The organism is Hydrogenophaga sp. GW456-12-10-14-TSB4, assembly GCF_059424305.1.
The window spans coordinates 125,234-140,803 of record NZ_JBWKZH010000001.1 but is presented as its reverse complement, the minus strand read 5'-3'; the positions used below and the strand labels follow the sequence as shown (position 1 = coordinate 140,803).

The following is a 15,570-nucleotide window of genomic DNA, read 5'->3' as shown; positions in this document are numbered from 1 at the left end:
GCCGTCTCGGACACGTCATTTTTAACGGTGGATAACACCAGGTTTGTAAAGATGGGCGCGCATGCGGGGTTTGCCGCCGCTTATTCCGCAGTGCCCTCGGACTCAACCACGGCCACCACCAGGCCGCGCTCGACCATTTGTCCGTTCTGCACCGACAGCGAGCGCACCACCCCATCGTGGTCGGCATTGATGCGCAGCTCCATCTTCATCGACTCCATCGTTGCCACCACGTCGCCGGAACGTACGCGCTCGCCAACCGCCACATGGATCTTCAGGATCATCCCCATCATCGGCGTGCGCAACTGGTCGCTGGTCTGGCGGCCGGTGATGGCCTGGTTGAGGTAAGAGGTCACGCCGATGGCGTGGGCAGTGCCGCCGCTCTGCACAAACACGGTATCGACGCTGCGCACGATGGTCAGCACCTCATGTCGATCCCCCATGCGCAAACGCCAATTGCCCCCGGCGATGGCGGTCAGTGCCAAGCGGACTCGTTCGGTGCCGATTTGCACCGTCACCTCGGACTCGGGCGAGACGGCGCCGAACCGGGCCTCGTGCGTTGTGCCGCCCGAGCGCAGCAACAGCGCCGGAACCGGCGTGAGCCGATCGTCGCCGGCGTGCATCTGCCAACCCGTCACGTCCAGGGCCGACCAGGCGCCGAATTGATTGCCGTTGCACCGCGCGTCGAGCAACCACCAAGCCGCTGCAGCGGCCAGCCGCTCCAGCGGCGCACTGCTCGCGCCCTGACTCCCCTCGGCCAGCACCTCGTCAATCAGACGGGTGTGGAAGCTGGCGTCGCGCGTGGCGGGCAGGGCCAGCAGGCGCTGCAGAAAGGCGCAGTTGGTTTCGACGCCGTGCACCTGGGTTTCGCCCAGCGCCCCACTCAGACGGTCCAGCGCCGCCTCGCGCGTGGGCGCATGCGCAATCAGCTTGGCCAGCATCGAGTCGTAGTACGGCGTGACCGCCATGCCGGCGCGCACACCCGATTCAACCCGCACGCCAGAAGTCGGGAACCGAACAGCGATCAGTTCACCGGTGGAGGGCAGGAAATTTTGTTCTGAATCTTCAGCGCAGACCCGCGCCTCAATCGCGTGGCCGCGCACCTGCACTTCGCTCTGGCGCAAGGGCAAGCCCTCGCCGGCGGCAATGCGCAGCATGATCTCGACCACATCCAGCCCGGTCACCTCCTCGGTCACCGGATGCTCGACTTGCAGCCGTGGATTGACTTCGAGAAAGTGGTGATTGTCGCCCTGCACGATGAATTCCACCGTGCCGACACCGCGATAGCGCAGCCGCTGTCCCAAGCGCACCGCGTCACCGAGCATCGCCGCGCGCAGCGCCGGGGCGAGGTTCACCGCTGGAGCCTCTTCGATGACTTTCTGATGGCGCCGCTGCAGCGTGCATTCGCGCTCGAACAAGTGAATCACTTCGCCATGGCCGTCGCCGACGATCTGCACCTCGATGTGGCGCCCGCGCTCGACAAAGGCTTCGACGATCAACGCAGTGTCGCCAAAGGAACTCCCGGCCTCGCGCATGGCCGCCTCGATGGTCTCCATCAACCCGTCCAACTGCTGCACCACCCGCATGCCCTTGCCGCCGCCACCGGCGGCCGCCTTCAGAATCACCGGTAGCGGTAGTCCGCGCACGGTGGCTGCCACTTCGGCCGCATCGCGGCTCGGCAGCTCGCTGCCGCCGAGCACGGCCACGCCAGCGGCGCGGGCCTCGCGCTTGGCCGACGCCTTGTCGCCCAGGCGCTCAATGACCTCGGGCGTCGGGCCGACGAAGACGAGGCCGGCTGCCTCGACCGCGCGCGCGAAGACCGCGTTTTCGGCCAGAAAGCCAAAACCAGGATGAATGGCCTGCGACCCGGTCCGCCGGGCCGCATCAATGACCGCATCGATGCGCAGGTAGCTCTCGGCCGGCGCTGCCCCACCGATTTCGATCGACTCGCCGATCAGGTCAACGTGCAGCGCATCGCGATCAGCACTCGAATGCACACCGGCCACCGCAATACCGAGGCGCCGGCAGGTGCGTGCGATGCGGCAGGCGATTTCGCCGCGGTTGGCGATCAGGATTTTTTTGAACATGTCAGAGTCCGCTCCAGCGCGGTGGGCGCTTTTCATTGAAGGCCTTCACGCCCTCCAGCCTGTCGGCCGAGGACACCAGCACGTTGTAGGCGGCGACGTCGAGCATGTAGCCGCTGTGGAAGTCAATCTCGCCGCCGCGCGATGCGGCGAGTTTGGCGTAGTGGGTGGCCATCGGTGCGGCCAGTACGATGTCGCGCGCGTCGGCGACTGCGGCGGCCAGCGCCGTACCCGGCTCGGCCAGGTCTGTGACCATGCCCCATTCGGCGGCTTCTTCGGCCGAGAAGCGGCGCGCGGTGAACAGCAGCTTCTTGGCGCGCCGCGCGCCGACGGCGCGCACGAGGTTCTGGATACCGCCGCCGCCGGGCATGATGCCGCGCCGCAGCTCGGGCAGCGAAAATACCGCAGCGCGCGAAGCGACGATGTAGTCACACATCAACGCCAGTTCGCAGCCGCCGCCATGCGCGTGGCCTTCGACGGCGGCGATCACCGGTTGCGGGAAATCCTTGACAGCCAGCAACACCTCTTCGGCGAGCTGGTGTTGGCGCCGCCATTGACCGTCGGTCATACCGTCGCGCTGCTTGAGGTCTCCGCCGGCCGAGAATGCACGCTCACCGGCGCCGGTGATGATCAGCACACGCAGGCCGTCGTCGAAGGCCAGTTCGTGCAGGGCGTTGCGCAGGTCGATGAACATCTGCGTGTTCATCGCGTTCATCACCTCGGGGCGGTTGAGCACCAGGGTGCGGATGCCATCAGCGAGCTCGGTGCCGGGCGCGGCTTCAACGCGTAGTGTCGTGTGGTCCATGGTGCTTCAGTAAGAGCGGGGCATGCCCAGCAGGTGCTCGGCCACCTGCGCCAGCACCAGGTTGTTGGAGATCGGCGCGGTGCGGAACAGCCGGCTCTCCTTCCATTTGCGCTCGATGTCGTATTCGCAGGCCACGCCGTAGCCGCCGAAGGTGGTCATGGCCGCCTCGGCGGCTTCCCAAGCAGCCTCGCTGGCCAGGTACTTGACCATCGTCGCCTCGCGCCCGCAGGGCAGGCTGGCGTCGAACAGCGTCGCTGCCTTGTTGCGCATCAGTTCGGCAGCCTCGATGTTCATGTGGGCGCGCGCGATCGGGAACTGCACGCCCTGGTTGGCGCCGATCGGGCGGTCGAAGACGACACGCTCGCTGCCGTAGCGCGCGGCCTTGCCGACGAACCAGTGGCCGTCGCCGATGGCCTCGCTGGCCACCAGCAGACGCTCGGAATGCAGCGAATCCAGCAGGTAGTGGAAGCCCTTGCCTTCCTCGCCGATGCGGTCGTCGTCGGTGAGCTCCAGGTTGTCGATGAAGACCTGGAAGGTGTGGTGATTGATCATCGTGCGAATCGGCGTGGCCTTCAGCGACGCGCCGGCCTTCGCTATGTCGATCAGGAACAGGCTAAGGCCATCGGTCTTCTTCTTCACCGCGTCGGTCGGCGTGGTGCGCGCGATCAAAAGGTACATGTGCGAGTGGCTGTAGCGCGAAGTCCAGATCTTCTGGCCGTTGACGACGTAGCCACTTGGCACCTTGCGCGCGAATGTCTTGATCGCCAGCGTGTTGGAGCCCGCGTCGGGCTCGGTCACGCCGAAGGCCTGCAGCCGCAGGCTACCGTCGGCGATGCGCGGGAGCGTCGCGCGCTTCTGCGCTTCGCTGCCATGGCGCAGGATCGACGCCATCGTGTACATCTGCGCATGGCAGTGCACCGCGCTACCGCCGTTCTGGTTGATCTCCTGCAGTATCAGGCAGGCGTCGAGCAGGGGCAGCCCGGCGCCGCCGTATTCCTCCGGAATCAGCGCGGCCAGCCAGCCGGCCTTGGCCATCGCGTCGACGAAGGCTTCCGGATAGGCGCCGTCCTGGGCGCACTGGCGCCAGTACTCGGGGCCGAAGCCCTTGCACAGCTCCTTGACGGCGGCGCGGATCTGACCCTGGGTCTCGGTGTAGTCGAAGTTCATGGGGATCTCGGCCTTGTCTCTGTCAATCGACGACGCGTTGCTGTCGCAGCGCCGCCAGTTCATCGGCATGCAGGCCCAGCGCCGTCAACACCTCGTCGGTGTTCCCGCCCAGCACTGGCGGCGGCGGGCCGCTGCGCCCGCGACGGCCCTGCGAACTGATGGGCAGGCCCATCGTCTGGTGTTGCGGTGCGCCCGGCAGCGGCAGCGCGCCCAGCATGCCGACCGCTTGCACCTGTTCGTGCGCCAGCATCTGGGCCACGTCGTGCATCTCGCTGCAGGGCGCACCGGCCGCTCGCAGCGCCGCCGCGCAGTCTGCGGTGCTGCGCTGCCGGGTGCGCGCCTCGAGCTCGGCGTGCAGCGCCTTGCGGTGGCCGATGCGCGCCGACATGTCGATGAAGCGCGGATCCTGCGTCAGCTCTGGACAAGCCAGCGCGCTGCAGATGCGGCCAAACAGCCGGTCGTTGGCCGCAGCGATGAAGACCTTGCCGTCGGCGCTTTCGAAGAGCTCGTAGGGCGCCATCATCGCCATCGCCGAACCCATCTTGCGCGGTAGGCGCTGGGTGGCCAGATAGTTCGCGACTGGCACCATCATCCACGACAGCCCGGTCTCGAGCAGGCTGGCGTGCACGCGCATGCCTTCGCCCGTGTGGCGCGGCGCAGCAGCGCGGCCAGGATCGCCATCGTGGCCCACATGCCGGTGCCCATGTCGATCAGCGACACGCCGACGCGCGCCGGCTCGTCACCTTCGTGGCCGCTGACGCTCATGATGCCGGCGAAGGCCTGCATCAGCGGGTCGTAGCCGGGCAGCGCGCGCATCGGGCCGACCTCGCCGAAGGCGCTGATCGCGCAATACACGAGGCGCGGATTGGTCGGCAGCAGGTGTCCGTCGCCGAGGCCGCGCGCTTCGGCGCTGCCGGGTTTGAGCGAATGCACCAGCACGTCGGCACCGGCCGCCAGGCGCGCGACCAGCTGCTGACCAATCGCGCTGTCGAGGTCAATGCAGACGCTCTTCTTGCTGCGGTTCAGCGCCGCGAAGCCGGTCGAGACGCCGGCCACTTCGGGCGGCTTCCACTGGCGCGCATCGTCGCCGCTGCCCGGGCGTTCGATCTTGATGACCTCGGCGCCGAGGTCGCCGAGGATATGGGTGCAGAACGGGCCGGCCACGTTCTGCGTCAGGCCGAGCACGCGGCAGCCGGAGAGAATGGCTTCGAGCATGTTCAATACTGTGGACTAAAAGATCACATGCGGAACACGCCGAAGTGCGTGTCGCGCGCCGGCACACGGCCCGCCAGCTCCAGCAGCAAAGCCATGGTGTCGCGCGTTTCCAGCGGGTCAATCACCATGTCGCACCACAGATTGGAGGCGTAGTTGTAGGGACTGGAAAAGCTCTCGAACTGCTCGCGTATCGGTTGCTTGAATTGCTCGCGTTCTTCGTCGCTCCAGCTTGTGCCCTCGCGCCGGTGGATGTTCTCGCGCACCAGGCCCAGCGTGGTGGCGGCCTGCTCGGGGCCCATCAGCGCGGCGCGGCCGGTAGGCCACATCATCATCACGTTGGGCTTGAACGGGCGCCCGCACATCGCCAGGTAGGCCGCTGCGTACGAGCCTCCGGTGATCAGCGTGTAGCGCGGCACGTTGGCCGAGGCCATGGCCGTCATGAACTTGGCGCCGTGCTTGGCAATGCCCTGCTGCTCCACCGCTTTGCCGACCATGAAGCCCGACACATCGGCCATGAACAGCAGCGGAATGTCGCGCTGGCAGCACAACTCGATGAAGTGCGCGCCCTTGAGCGCGCTCTCGGAGAAGATCACGCCGTTGTTGGCCAGAATGCCGATCTGGAAACCCTTGATGCGGGCGAAGCCGCAGATCATGGTGTCGCCGTACAGGGGTTTGAACTCCTGTAGTTCGCTGTCGTCGATCAGCCGCAGCAGCACTTCGCGGTTGTCGGTCGGATGCCGGTTGTCGGCGCTGACGATGCCGTAAATCTCGCGCGGGTCATGGCGGGGCGGCAGCGGCGGAACCACGTCCCAGCGTTGCTTGGCCACGGTACCTAGGTTGGCCACGATGCCGCGCACGATGGAGATGGCATGGCCATCGTTCTCGGCCAGATGGTCAGTGACGCCGCTGATGCGGCTGTGCATCTCGCCGCCGCCCAGGGTTTCAATGTCAACCTCTTCCTTGGTGGCGGCATACACCAGTTCGGGCCCGGCGAGGAACATCGCACCCTGGTTGCGCACGATCACCGCCTCGTCGCACAGCGCCGGGAGATAGGCGCCGCCAGCGGTTGAGGGCCCATGCACGGTCGCGATCTGGGTGATGCCCTCGGCCGACATGCGGATCTGGTTGTAAAAAATGGAGCCGAACTGGCCGTCGTCGGGGAAAATATGCGCCTGCTCCGGCAGGTTGGCGCCGCCCGACTGGACCATGGTGATGCACGGCAGCCGGTGCTGCCAGGCGAACATCTGGGCCCGCACATGTTTTTTTGCGGTGATGCCGTAGTAGGTGCCGCCCTTGACCGTGGCATCGTGGATCATCAGCATGCATGCGCGCCCGCACACCAGCCCCACCCCGGTGATGATGCTGCCGCCCGGCGGCACGCCCTCGTACAGGCCGTCGCCGGCAAGCTGCCCGAACTCGAGGAAGGGCGAGCCGGGGTCGAGCACGGCAGCCAGGCGCTCGCGCGGCAGCAACTGCTTGCGCTTCTTGTGCAGCAGGCGCGCCTTTTCGGGGCCGCCGATCAGGGCACGTTCGCGGCGTTCATGCAAGTCGTCAATGCGCAGCTCATAGGCTTCGCGGTTGCGCTGAAATTCGGGCGAGTTCGGCGTGGCGGTGGATGTCATCAAACTCATTTAGGCAGCCCTTCCAGTGACTCGGTATGGGTCGGTCATCAGGCAATCAGGCCACCACACGCAGCGTCGCAAAGCGCTGCAGGTGGTGGTCGGTGCTGCCCAACAGGTTGCAAAAGAGCGTCAGGCGGCGAAAGTAATGGCCGATGTCAAGCTCCTCGGTCATGCCCACGCCGCCGTGCAGCTGCACCGCTTGCTGCGCCACGAAGCGGGCTCGCTCACCAATGGCGGCCTTGGCGGCCGAGACGGCGCGCGAACGGGTGACTGCGTCGGGATGCTCGGCATGCAGGGCCGCCATCAACACCAGGGAGCGGCTGGCCTCGACCGCGGCGAACATGTCGACCAGCCGGTGCTGGATGACCTGGAAACTGGCAATCGGCACGTCAAATTGTTTGCGCGTGCCGACGTACTCGCCGGTTTTCCTCAACAGCGCGCCCATGGCACCCAGGGCGTCGGCACAGGCGGCAACAATGCCAAGATCAACCAAGTGCTCGAGCAGTCCCAGGCTTTCGCCTTCCATGCCCAGCAATGCGTCCGGGCCCAGCACGACAGCATCAAGCTGCAGATCACCAGCCCGACTGCCGTCGTAGACCTTGTAGCCCGCCACCTGCACCCCCGGCGTGTGGGCTTCGACCAGAAACAAGCTGATTCCCCGGCGCTCACTGACGGCGCCCGAGGTTCTGGCGGCCACAACAAAGCCGTCGGCCCAGGGCGCGCCCAGCACACCGCTCTTGCGGCCCGACAGCACCCAGCGGCCGCCCTTGGCCATGGCGCTGGTGTGAACATGGGCGAGGTCGTGGCGCGCATCGGCCTCGGTGTGCGCTAGGCTGACAATGCGCTGGCCCGAGACCAGCCCGGGCAGCCAGGTCGCGCGCTGCGCCGCGGTGCCCGCGCGTGCCACCGCCTGCGCGCCGAGCACGGCGCTGACGAGGTAGGGTTCGACCACCAGCGCGGCGCCCAGGGCCTCGGCGACCTGGATCGTCTCGAGCAGGCCGCCGCCAAAACCGCCATCGGCCTCGGGCAGTCCGAGCCCAAGCCAGCCGAATTCCCCGAATCGCTGCCAGTGCTCGTGGCTCATGCCGGACGCCGACGCGACGATCTGGTTGCGCGCATCGAAGCGGTATTCGGCGCGCAGAAATTTCTGTGCCGCGTCGCGCAGCATCTTTTGTTCTTCGGAGAGATCAAAGTTCATGACGATCCTTACCGCGTGCCGCCGGCCAGCAGCATCTTGGCCAATACATTCTTTTGCACCTCGTCGCTGCCGCCGTAAATCGTGGCGGCGCGCGAAAAACAGTAGTGCGGCATCGCATGGGCATGGCGTCCGCTTCCAAACTCGCCGCCGTCATGCCAGGGCCAGGCTTGCTCGGCGGCGATCTCGACGCCCAGCTCGGCCAAGGTCTGTTGCACCGCCGTGCCCATGGTCTTGAGCAGCGAGGATTCCGGCCCCGGCGCCTTGCCCGAGGCGGTGGCGGCCAGCACGCGAAAGTTGGTGTGTTCGAGCGCCATCAGTTCGATCTCGGCGCGCGCCAGCTTGAGCCGCATCGCCGCGTCCTCCATCAGCGGTTGGCCACCCGAGCGGCGCTCACCTGCCGCGGCATACAAGTTGGCTAAATGCGCCTTGCAGTCGGCCACGCCGGCGATGCTGGTGCGCTCGTGTGTGAGCAGGTACTTGGCAATTTCCCAACCCTGGCCTTCGCGACCGACCAGGTTTTTTCTGGGCACCCGAACGTCGGTGAGAAACACCTGGTTCAGGTGGTGTTCGCCGTCGATCGAGACAATGGGTTTGACATCGATGCCGGAGCGGTCCATCTCGATCAGCAGGAAGGAGATGCCTTCCTGCTTCTTGCCGGTGTTGGCGGTACGCACCAGGCAGAACATGTGCGTGGCCCAATGCGCATAAGTGGTCCAGATCTTGGAGCCGTTGATGATGTAATCGCTGCCATCGGCCACGGCCGTGGTCTTCAGGCTGGCCAAGTCGGAGCCTGCACCCGGCTCGGAATAGCCTTGGCACCACCAGTCCTCGCAGCGACGGATGCGCGGCAGGTACTGCGCCTTTTGCTCTGGCGTGCCGAAGGCAATCAGCACCGGCCCGAGCATGATGACGCCCATCGACAGCCCCACCGGCGCACTGGCCGCCGCGCGCTCAAGGTCGAAAATATAGCGCTGCGTCGGCGTCCAGCCCGGCCCCCCATGCTCCTTGGGCCAGCCGGTGACCAGCCAGCCCTGGCCATCGAGTCGGCGCTGCCAATGAACGATGTCGTTCTTCTGCAGCATTTCCCCGGTGACGGTCTTGCGCTTGAGATCGGACGGTGTGTGGCCTTTGAACCAAGTGCGAACCTCTTGCTGGAACGCCATGTCTTCCGGGCTGAAATCGATGTCCATCGTGGGCCTTTATGCGTTCGGCTTGCGCTTTAGATCGAGATGCCGCCGCCGCAGATCAGCGTCTGGCCGCTTACGTAGTTCGACTCGGGAATACACAGCAGGTAGACCGATCCGGCCGCTTCCTCGGGCGTGCCGCCGCGACCCAGCGGAATGGTGCGCTCCATCATTTCCAGCAGATCAGGGTTGACGCCGACCTTGATCTTTTGGCCCTGGATGTCAATGGATGCGTCGCCGCTGGCCGAAGCTTCGGTCAGCCGCGTTTTGATCATGCCAAAAGCGACGGCGTTGACGTTCACCTTGTAACGCCCCCACTCCTTGGAGAGCGCCTTGGTCAGGCCAATGATGCCGGCCTTGCCCGCTGAGTAGTTAGCCTGGCCGGCGTTGCCGCCGGTGCCGGCGATAGACGAGATGTTGACCACCTTGCGGAACACCTCCTGCCCGGCTTCGGCTTCCTTGCGCGAGGCGACGCGAATGAACTCTGCGGCAGCGCGCAAAATTTTGAACGGCGCGGTCAGATGCACGTCGATGATCGCGTTCCATTGCTCGTCCGTCATCTTCTGAACCACGTTGTCCCAGGTGTAGCCGGCGTTGTTGATGATGATGTCCAGGCCGCCGAAGCTGTCAATCGCGGTCTTGACGAAGCGATCAGCAAAATCGCCGGCAGTGACGCTGCCCACGCAGGCCACGGCCATGCCGCCTGCCTTCTTGATGTCGGCCACGGTCTGCTCTGCTGGAGCTGCGTCGAGGTCGTTGACCACGATCTTGGCGCCTTCGATGGCCAACTTCATGGCGATCGCACGGCCGATGCCGCGGCCCGAACCTGAAACGATGGCCACTTTGCCTTCGAGTTTTTTCATGATGTGTGTCCTTGTTTTTGATGAAAAGGAAATGAAAGGGAAAAGAATAAGGAGCCGGGCTGCCAAACGGCGGTCTCAGCCTCTCAGTTCAGGGCAACCAGCGCCTCGCCGGACAGCGTGATTTCGCCTGTCGCTTTCGTAGCGCTGATTTGAACGCGCACGCAGGGTCGGCCTGCATGCTCAATCTGTTCAAGCACCTTGCCGGTGCAGCGCACGCGGTCGCCGAGATGGGTCAGGGCCGCGAAGCGCACGCCATAGCTGAGGATCTGGCGCTGCGGCACCCATTCGGTGAGCGCGCGCCCGAGGTAGGCCATCGACAGCATGCCGTGCGCGAACACATCCTTCATCCCCGCACCGTGGGCGAAGTCGATGTCGATGTGGATCGGGTTGTGGTCGCCCGACGCACCGGCGAACAGTGCCAGGGTGGTGCGGCTGATCGGCGGCAATTCCAGCACGGGCATGTCGGCACCGACATCCATGATTTTTACTTGAGCGTTCATGAATATTCCTTCAGGCGTGGCGCACGACGATCACTGAGTGCATGTCGGAGACATGCTCGCCAAGTTGATTGGTGACCTTCGTGTCGTTGACGACAAACTCGAGCGCGCCGCCCTTCTTGTCGTAGATGTCGGCGACCCGGGTCTGAAAACGCAGCGTGTCGCCAGCGCACACCGGGGCGTGGTAGTCGAAGCGCTGCTCACCGTGCAAGACCTCCCGCAGATCGATCTTGAGCGTGTCGAGCAACGTCATCAACACCCCCGAATCGCTCTCGGCGCCAAAGATGAAAGTCGGTGGCGCCACGACGTCGCGGTAGCCAGCGGCCTTGGCGGCAGTCGTGTCGAAGTAGATCGGGTCGGTGGCACCGATCACCTGGGCGAAAAAGCGGATGCGGCCCTTCTCCACATCCCACAGCGTGGGCGGCACCTCGTAGCCGATGAATTGCTTGTCAATCATGGGACTCCAGATCCTGGTCTTCTGCGCCTGTGCTCAGGCGGCCTGGTAAAGCGTGACAACACAAGCGCCGCCCAGCCCGAGGTTGTGCTGCAAGGCCACACGTGCGCCTTGAACTTGGCGTTTGTCCGCCGTGCCGCGCAGTTGGTGAGTCAGCTCATAACATTGCGCCAGGCCGGTGGCGCCCAGAGGGTGCCCTTTCGACAACAGGCCGCCCGACGGGTTGGTCACAACCTTGCCGCCATAGGTGTTGTCGCCGTCCAGCACAAACTTTTCCGCACCGCCGGGCGGGCACAGGCCCAGCGCCTCATAGGTGATCAACTCGTTCTGTGCAAAGCAGTCGTGCAGCTCAACCACGTTCACGTCCTGCGGGCCGATGCCGGCTTGCTGATAGACCTTTTGCGCCGCATCGCGCGCCATATCGAAGCCGACCACGCGCATCATGTCGTGCGACTCGAAGGTACTGGGAAGATCGGTTGCCATCGCCTGGGCGACAATGGAAACGCGAGTGTCGAGCCCGTGCTTCTTGGCGAAGGCTTCGGAGCAGATCACCGCAGCAGCGGCGCCGCAGGTCGGTGGGCAAGCCATCAGGCGGGTCATCACGCCCTCCCACAGCACAGGTGCGTTCATCACGTCGTCGACCGAGATCTCCTTGCGCAACAGCGCCAGAGGGTTGTTCGCAGCATGACGGCTGGCCTTGGCGCGAATGCTGGCAAAGGTCTCCAGTTTGGTGCCGTACTTGTCCATGTGCGCCTTGCCGGCACCGCCGAAGTAACGAATAGCCAACGGAATTTCCGGGCGCCCGACGAGTTCGGCGGTGGCCCGGTCAAACTCCTCGAACGGCGTCGGCCTGTCCTCGAACTGGGCCTTGATGGCACCTGCGGCCATCTGCTCGAAGCCCAGGGCCAGAACACACTCGACGGCACCACTTTCGACTGCCTGGCGCGCCAGAAACAGAGCCGTCGAACCGGTGGAGCAGTTGTTGTTGACGTTGACGATGGGGATGCCGCTCATGCCCACGGGGTAGAGCGCCCGCTGGCCGCAGGTGGAATCGCCATACACATAGCCGACATAGGCTTGCTGGATCATGGCGTACTCAACGCGCGCATCGGCAAGGGCCTGGCGCACTGCCCTCTCTCCCATCACGTGATAGGGTTCACTGGCGCCCGGTTTGGTGAACGGGACCATCCCGACACCGGCAACAACGACTTTCTGGTTCATCGCACTAACTCCTTGGGTTGAAATATTTCGGACGCCGACACTGAGAGGCCATCGGCCTCAACCGCCCTTGGCCTCATCGGCGTACTCGGTCTTGAGACCCCGCTTGAGGATCTTGTTGGCCACACTGATCGGCAGCGAGCTGCGAAAGTGGATCCGCTTCGGCGCCTTGAAGCCGGGCAGGCGGCCACGACAGAACTCGATCAGTTCGGCCTCGGTCACCATGGTTCCTGGCCTGGCGATGACGGTGGCCGTCACGGCCTCGCCCCAGTGCTCGTTGGGCAGCCCGAACTCGGCGCACGGCATCGCGCCTGCGTGGGCGCCCAGGACGCTTTCGACCTCCCGGCAATAAACGTTCTCTCTGCCGGTCTTGATCCATGTCCTTCTTGCGGTCGGCGAAGAAGTAGTTGCCGGCCGCGTCGCGGAACAGGATGTCGCCGGTATGGAACCAGCCGTCGCGGCACACACGGCGGTTGGCCTCGTCGTTCTTGTAGTAGCCATTCATGATGACCGGGCCGCGCACGATCTGCTCGCCCGATTCACCGTCGGCTACGTCCTTGCCTTCATCGTTGACCAGACGCACGTCGGCGGCCACCGAGGCGACGCAGCCCACCCAGCGGCCGCCCTGGTCGGGCATCTGCTCCCAACCGTCCACGCAGCCACCGGTCAACAAAGAGGCTGTCAATTCGCTGAACCCCTGCACCGAAAAGAAGCGCGACGACGGCGCCGCCTGCTTCCATCCATCGATCATTGACTTGGGGATCGTCGAGGCCCAAGTGCCCAGCTTGGTCGCGCAGCGAAGATCCGACGCGCCGAAGTTGGGGCCAGCGGCCTTCGCCGCGCGGCGAAGGTTGTCGCTCACGTTCTGGCGGCGCAGCAGGTTCATCTCGAGTACGTGGGTCAAGGCTGTCTCGTTAGGTTGAAGCTCGTTTGACGCTGATGAATGGTCTCGCCGCGAGCGGCACGACCCGATAGGTCTCACGGGTGAATGCGTCACGGACGGCTACCGTCAATGAATACGCACCAATTCCGTCCTCCGCTTACGCCGCCTCCAGTTCTGGCACAACAAATGAATGTCAGCGATGAATCCTACCTAACGCTTGACAGTTTTGCAATGCCCAATTAAATTGGGTAAGCCCAAAGAGATCTTGTCCGCGCAGCTTTGGTGCGCGCCGCGGCCCGTTGACCCAACCCACGCATTGATAGGCATCCCTATATGGCCGCCACTCGCAGTTTTGCTCTCTCCGCCGACGACCGCGCCGTACTCGAAGCCGCCGACAAGTTCGCGCGCAAGGAATTCGTACCACTCGCCCGCCGCATGGACGACGAGGAGTGGTGGCCGTCGGATATCTTCCAGAAAATTGGCGCGGCTGGCTTCATGGGGGCCACCGTGCCTGCCGAGCATGGCGGCGCGGGTATGGACCTGTTCAGCTCGGGCCTGATCTGCCAAGCCTTTGCACGCTGGAACCCCGCCATCGCCTTGTCCTGGGCGGCGCACGACAACCTGTGCGTTAACAACATCTTCCGCAACGCCAACGAGGCGCAGCGCCGCCAATACCTGCCCGATCTGTGCAACGGCACAAAAATCGGCGCGCTCGGCCTGACCGAACCCGGCGCCGGCTCGGATGCGCTGGGCGCCATGCGCACCAGCGCGCGCCGCGAGGGCGATCATTACATCCTCAACGGCACCAAGATCTACATCACCAACGGCCCGGTGGCCGATGTGCTGTTGGTTTACGCCAAGACCGCGCCAGAGTTAGGTGCCAAGGGCATTTCAGCCTTCATCGTCGAGAAGAATTTCCCCGGCTTCAAGGTGGCTCAAAAACTCATCAAGATGGGTTTTCGCGGCAGCCAGACTGGCGAGCTGGTGTTCGACAACTGCCGCGTGCCGGCAGCCAACCTGGTGGGCAAGGAAAACGAAGGCGTCAAAATCGTCATGAGCGGGCTCGATCTGGAGCGCGCGCTGGTGGCTGGCTTATGCGTGGGCATCTGCGAACGTGCACTCGAATTGAGCGTCGAGTACGCCAGGACGCGCGTGCAGTTCGGCAAGCCCATCGGCAGCTTCCAGATGGTGCAGGCCATGCTGGCCGAGATGTACACCGAGATCGAAGCCATGAAAACCCTGGTCTGGCGCACCCTGGCCGAGGTCAATGATCTGGAGGTGGGCGGCGGAGGCCGCGGCGATGTGCACAAGCTCACCGCAGCGTCCATCCTCTACGCTGGCGAAGCCTGCAACCGGGTGCTCAACAAGGCCGTGCAAGTGCATGGCGGTAGCGGCTACATCTGGGAGTCCGAAATCAACCGGCTGTTCCGTTGCATCAAGATCCTCGAGATCGGTGCAGGCACATCCGAGGTGCGCAAGATGATCATCGCCGAAGAGCTGCTGCGCGGTTGATTCCCAGACCCGCATGGCAAGCGCAGCTGACCACCACACAAACAAGCAGGCCTTGAAGATGCAACCCTCGTTGACCATCCGCTTTGAGCAACGTGGTGCCGTGGCGTGGATCACGCTGAATCGGCCCGATGCGATGAATGCGCTGTCGGAGACAATGTGCGCCGAATTGCGCGATGCGACCGCGCATTGCGAGCGTGACCCGACCATCCGCGTCATCGTGCTGACCGGTGCGGGCCGTGCCTTCTGCGCCGGCGCCGACCTCAAAGGCGTGTTCGAGAGCAGCGCTGGCGGCCCCGGCCCGAGCGACCCGATGGGCGAGTTTCTCGATCTCGTCGGCGGCATGATGGATCGGCTGCGCATGTGCCCCAAACCCACCATCGCCGCGCTGAACGGTCTGACGATGGCTGGCGGACTGGAGCTGGCCATGGCCTGCGACCTCATCATCGCCGCCGAAAGTGCCCGCATCGGCGACGCACATGCCAACTTCGGCGTGTTTCCGGGCGCGGGCGGCGCGGCGATCCTGCCACGGCGCATCGGCGCCACCGCCGCCAAATACCTGCTGTTCACCGGCGACACCATGCCCGCACGCGAACTGGTTCCGCTGGGCCTGGTGAACCGTGTTGTGCCGGATGCCGAGCTGGTGTCCGAGGTCGAAAAATTCGCCTTGCGCATCGCCAGTAAAAGCCCGCTGGTGCTGCGCCGCATGAAACAGGCCGTGGCCGACGGGCTGGAGCAGCCACAGGCTTCGGCGCTGCGGCTGGAGCGACTGGTGCTCGACGCGCACCGCCATTCGCACGACATACAAGAGGGCCTCGCGGCTTTCGTCGACAAGCGCACGCCCGATTTCAAGGGCTACTGATTTCACCCACTT

13 protein-coding genes and 2 pseudogenes are annotated in these 15,570 nt (G+C 64.7%); 2 read left to right on the top strand and 13 right to left on the bottom strand.

Annotation, left to right across the window (positions count from 1 at the left end; translation table 11 throughout):
• Positions 1 to 80: 80 nt before the first annotated feature.
• The 13 genes and pseudogenes from AC07ZS_RS00705 to AC07ZS_RS00645 all read right to left on the bottom strand — a co-directional run.
• Positions 81 to 2,084, bottom strand: a complete 2,004-nt coding sequence (locus AC07ZS_RS00705) for an acetyl/propionyl/methylcrotonyl-CoA carboxylase subunit alpha (protein WP_492437681.1) — start codon at positions 2,082 to 2,084, stop codon at positions 81 to 83.
• 1 nt (position 2,085) lies between these two features.
• Positions 2,086 to 2,886: an enoyl-CoA hydratase/isomerase family protein gene (locus AC07ZS_RS00700; protein WP_492437683.1), complete on the bottom strand. Its 801-nt coding sequence runs from the start codon at positions 2,884 to 2,886 to the stop codon at positions 2,086 to 2,088.
• Positions 2,887 to 2,892: 6 nt separating this feature from the next.
• Positions 2,893 to 4,053 carry an acyl-CoA dehydrogenase family protein gene (locus AC07ZS_RS00695; protein ID WP_056278592.1) on the bottom strand — a complete coding sequence of 387 codons (1,161 nt, stop codon included), beginning with the start codon at positions 4,051 to 4,053 and terminating at the stop codon, positions 2,893 to 2,895.
• Positions 4,054 to 4,075: 22 nt separating this feature from the next.
• Positions 4,076 to 5,268, bottom strand: a pseudogene (locus AC07ZS_RS00690) (CaiB/BaiF CoA transferase family protein).
• Between the two features lie 23 nt (positions 5,269 to 5,291).
• Positions 5,292 to 6,899: an acyl-CoA carboxylase subunit beta gene (locus AC07ZS_RS00685; protein WP_056278346.1), complete on the bottom strand. Its 1,608-nt coding sequence runs from the start codon at positions 6,897 to 6,899 to the stop codon at positions 5,292 to 5,294.
• Between the two features lie 46 nt (positions 6,900 to 6,945).
• A complete protein-coding gene (locus AC07ZS_RS00680) occupies positions 6,946 to 8,088 on the bottom strand; it encodes an acyl-CoA dehydrogenase family protein (RefSeq protein ID WP_492437685.1) in 1,143 nt (380 codons plus the stop codon).
• Positions 8,089 to 8,096: 8 nt separating this feature from the next.
• On the bottom strand, positions 8,097 to 9,278 hold the full coding sequence (locus tag AC07ZS_RS00675; protein ID WP_492437687.1) for an acyl-CoA dehydrogenase family protein: 1,182 nt from the start codon (positions 9,276 to 9,278) through the stop codon (positions 8,097 to 8,099).
• 29 nt (positions 9,279 to 9,307) lie between these two features.
• A complete protein-coding gene (locus AC07ZS_RS00670) occupies positions 9,308 to 10,135 on the bottom strand; it encodes an SDR family NAD(P)-dependent oxidoreductase (RefSeq protein WP_056278339.1) in 828 nt (275 codons plus the stop codon).
• A gap of 83 nt (positions 10,136 to 10,218) precedes the next feature.
• Entirely contained in the window at positions 10,219 to 10,635 is a 417-nt protein-coding gene (locus tag AC07ZS_RS00665; protein ID WP_056278336.1) for a MaoC family dehydratase, read from the bottom strand.
• A 10-nt stretch (positions 10,636 to 10,645) separates the two neighbouring features.
• The gene (locus AC07ZS_RS00660; protein WP_056278333.1) at positions 10,646 to 11,089 is read right to left on the bottom strand and encodes a MaoC family dehydratase N-terminal domain-containing protein; all 444 of its coding nucleotides are present in this window, start codon (positions 11,087 to 11,089) and stop codon (positions 10,646 to 10,648) included.
• 33 nt (positions 11,090 to 11,122) lie between these two features.
• Positions 11,123 to 12,307: a lipid-transfer protein gene (locus AC07ZS_RS00655; protein ID WP_086124716.1), complete on the bottom strand. Its 1,185-nt coding sequence runs from the start codon at positions 12,305 to 12,307 to the stop codon at positions 11,123 to 11,125.
• Between the two features lie 57 nt (positions 12,308 to 12,364).
• Positions 12,365 to 12,610 (bottom strand): AMP-binding enzyme, encoded by a 246-nt coding sequence (locus AC07ZS_RS00650; protein WP_056278329.1) that lies wholly within the window; start codon positions 12,608 to 12,610, stop codon positions 12,365 to 12,367.
• 196 nt (positions 12,611 to 12,806) lie between these two features.
• Positions 12,807 to 13,190, bottom strand: a pseudogene (locus AC07ZS_RS00645) (hypothetical protein); the annotation flags it as partial.
• A gap of 330 nt (positions 13,191 to 13,520) precedes the next feature.
• Here AC07ZS_RS00645 and AC07ZS_RS00640 point away from each other — a divergent pair.
• Both AC07ZS_RS00640 and AC07ZS_RS00635 read left to right on the top strand, forming a co-directional pair.
• Positions 13,521 to 14,699, top strand: a complete 1,179-nt coding sequence (locus AC07ZS_RS00640) for an acyl-CoA dehydrogenase family protein (RefSeq protein WP_056278324.1) — start codon at positions 13,521 to 13,523, stop codon at positions 14,697 to 14,699.
• 13 nt (positions 14,700 to 14,712) lie between these two features.
• Entirely contained in the window at positions 14,713 to 15,558 is an 846-nt protein-coding gene (locus AC07ZS_RS00635; protein ID WP_494796809.1) for an enoyl-CoA hydratase/isomerase family protein, read from the top strand.
• The last annotated feature ends 12 nt before the right edge of the window (positions 15,559 to 15,570 follow it).

What these genes read in the sequence shown, in the direction of transcription:
- AC07ZS_RS00705 (WP_492437681.1), bottom strand. Translation starts at nt 2,084, where the DNA reads ATGTTCAAAAAAATCCTGATCGCCAACCGCGGCGAAATCGCCTGCCGC.
- AC07ZS_RS00700 (WP_492437683.1), bottom strand. Translation starts at nt 2,886, where the DNA reads ATGGACCACACGACACTACGCGTTGAAGCCGCGCCCGGCACCGAGCTC.
- AC07ZS_RS00695 (WP_056278592.1), bottom strand. Translation starts at nt 4,053, where the DNA reads ATGAACTTCGACTACACCGAGACCCAGGGTCAGATCCGCGCCGCCGTC.
- AC07ZS_RS00685 (WP_056278346.1), bottom strand. Translation starts at nt 6,899, where the DNA reads ATGAGTTTGATGACATCCACCGCCACGCCGAACTCGCCCGAATTTCAG.
- AC07ZS_RS00680 (WP_492437685.1), bottom strand. Translation starts at nt 8,088, where the DNA reads ATGAACTTTGATCTCTCCGAAGAACAAAAGATGCTGCGCGACGCGGCA.
- AC07ZS_RS00675 (WP_492437687.1), bottom strand. Translation starts at nt 9,278, where the DNA reads ATGGACATCGATTTCAGCCCGGAAGACATGGCGTTCCAGCAAGAGGTT.
- AC07ZS_RS00670 (WP_056278339.1), bottom strand. Translation starts at nt 10,135, where the DNA reads ATGAAAAAACTCGAAGGCAAAGTGGCCATCGTTTCAGGTTCGGGCCGC.
- AC07ZS_RS00665 (WP_056278336.1), bottom strand. Translation starts at nt 10,635, where the DNA reads ATGAACGCTCAAGTAAAAATCATGGATGTCGGTGCCGACATGCCCGTG.
- AC07ZS_RS00660 (WP_056278333.1), bottom strand. Translation starts at nt 11,089, where the DNA reads ATGATTGACAAGCAATTCATCGGCTACGAGGTGCCGCCCACGCTGTGG.
- AC07ZS_RS00655 (WP_086124716.1), bottom strand. Translation starts at nt 12,307, where the DNA reads ATGAACCAGAAAGTCGTTGTTGCCGGTGTCGGGATGGTCCCGTTCACC.
- AC07ZS_RS00650 (WP_056278329.1), bottom strand. Translation starts at nt 12,610, where the DNA reads ATGCCGTGCGCCGAGTTCGGGCTGCCCAACGAGCACTGGGGCGAGGCC.
- AC07ZS_RS00640 (WP_056278324.1), top strand. Translation starts at nt 13,521, where the DNA reads ATGGCCGCCACTCGCAGTTTTGCTCTCTCCGCCGACGACCGCGCCGTA.
- AC07ZS_RS00635 (WP_494796809.1), top strand. Translation starts at nt 14,713, where the DNA reads ATGGCAAGCGCAGCTGACCACCACACAAACAAGCAGGCCTTGAAGATG.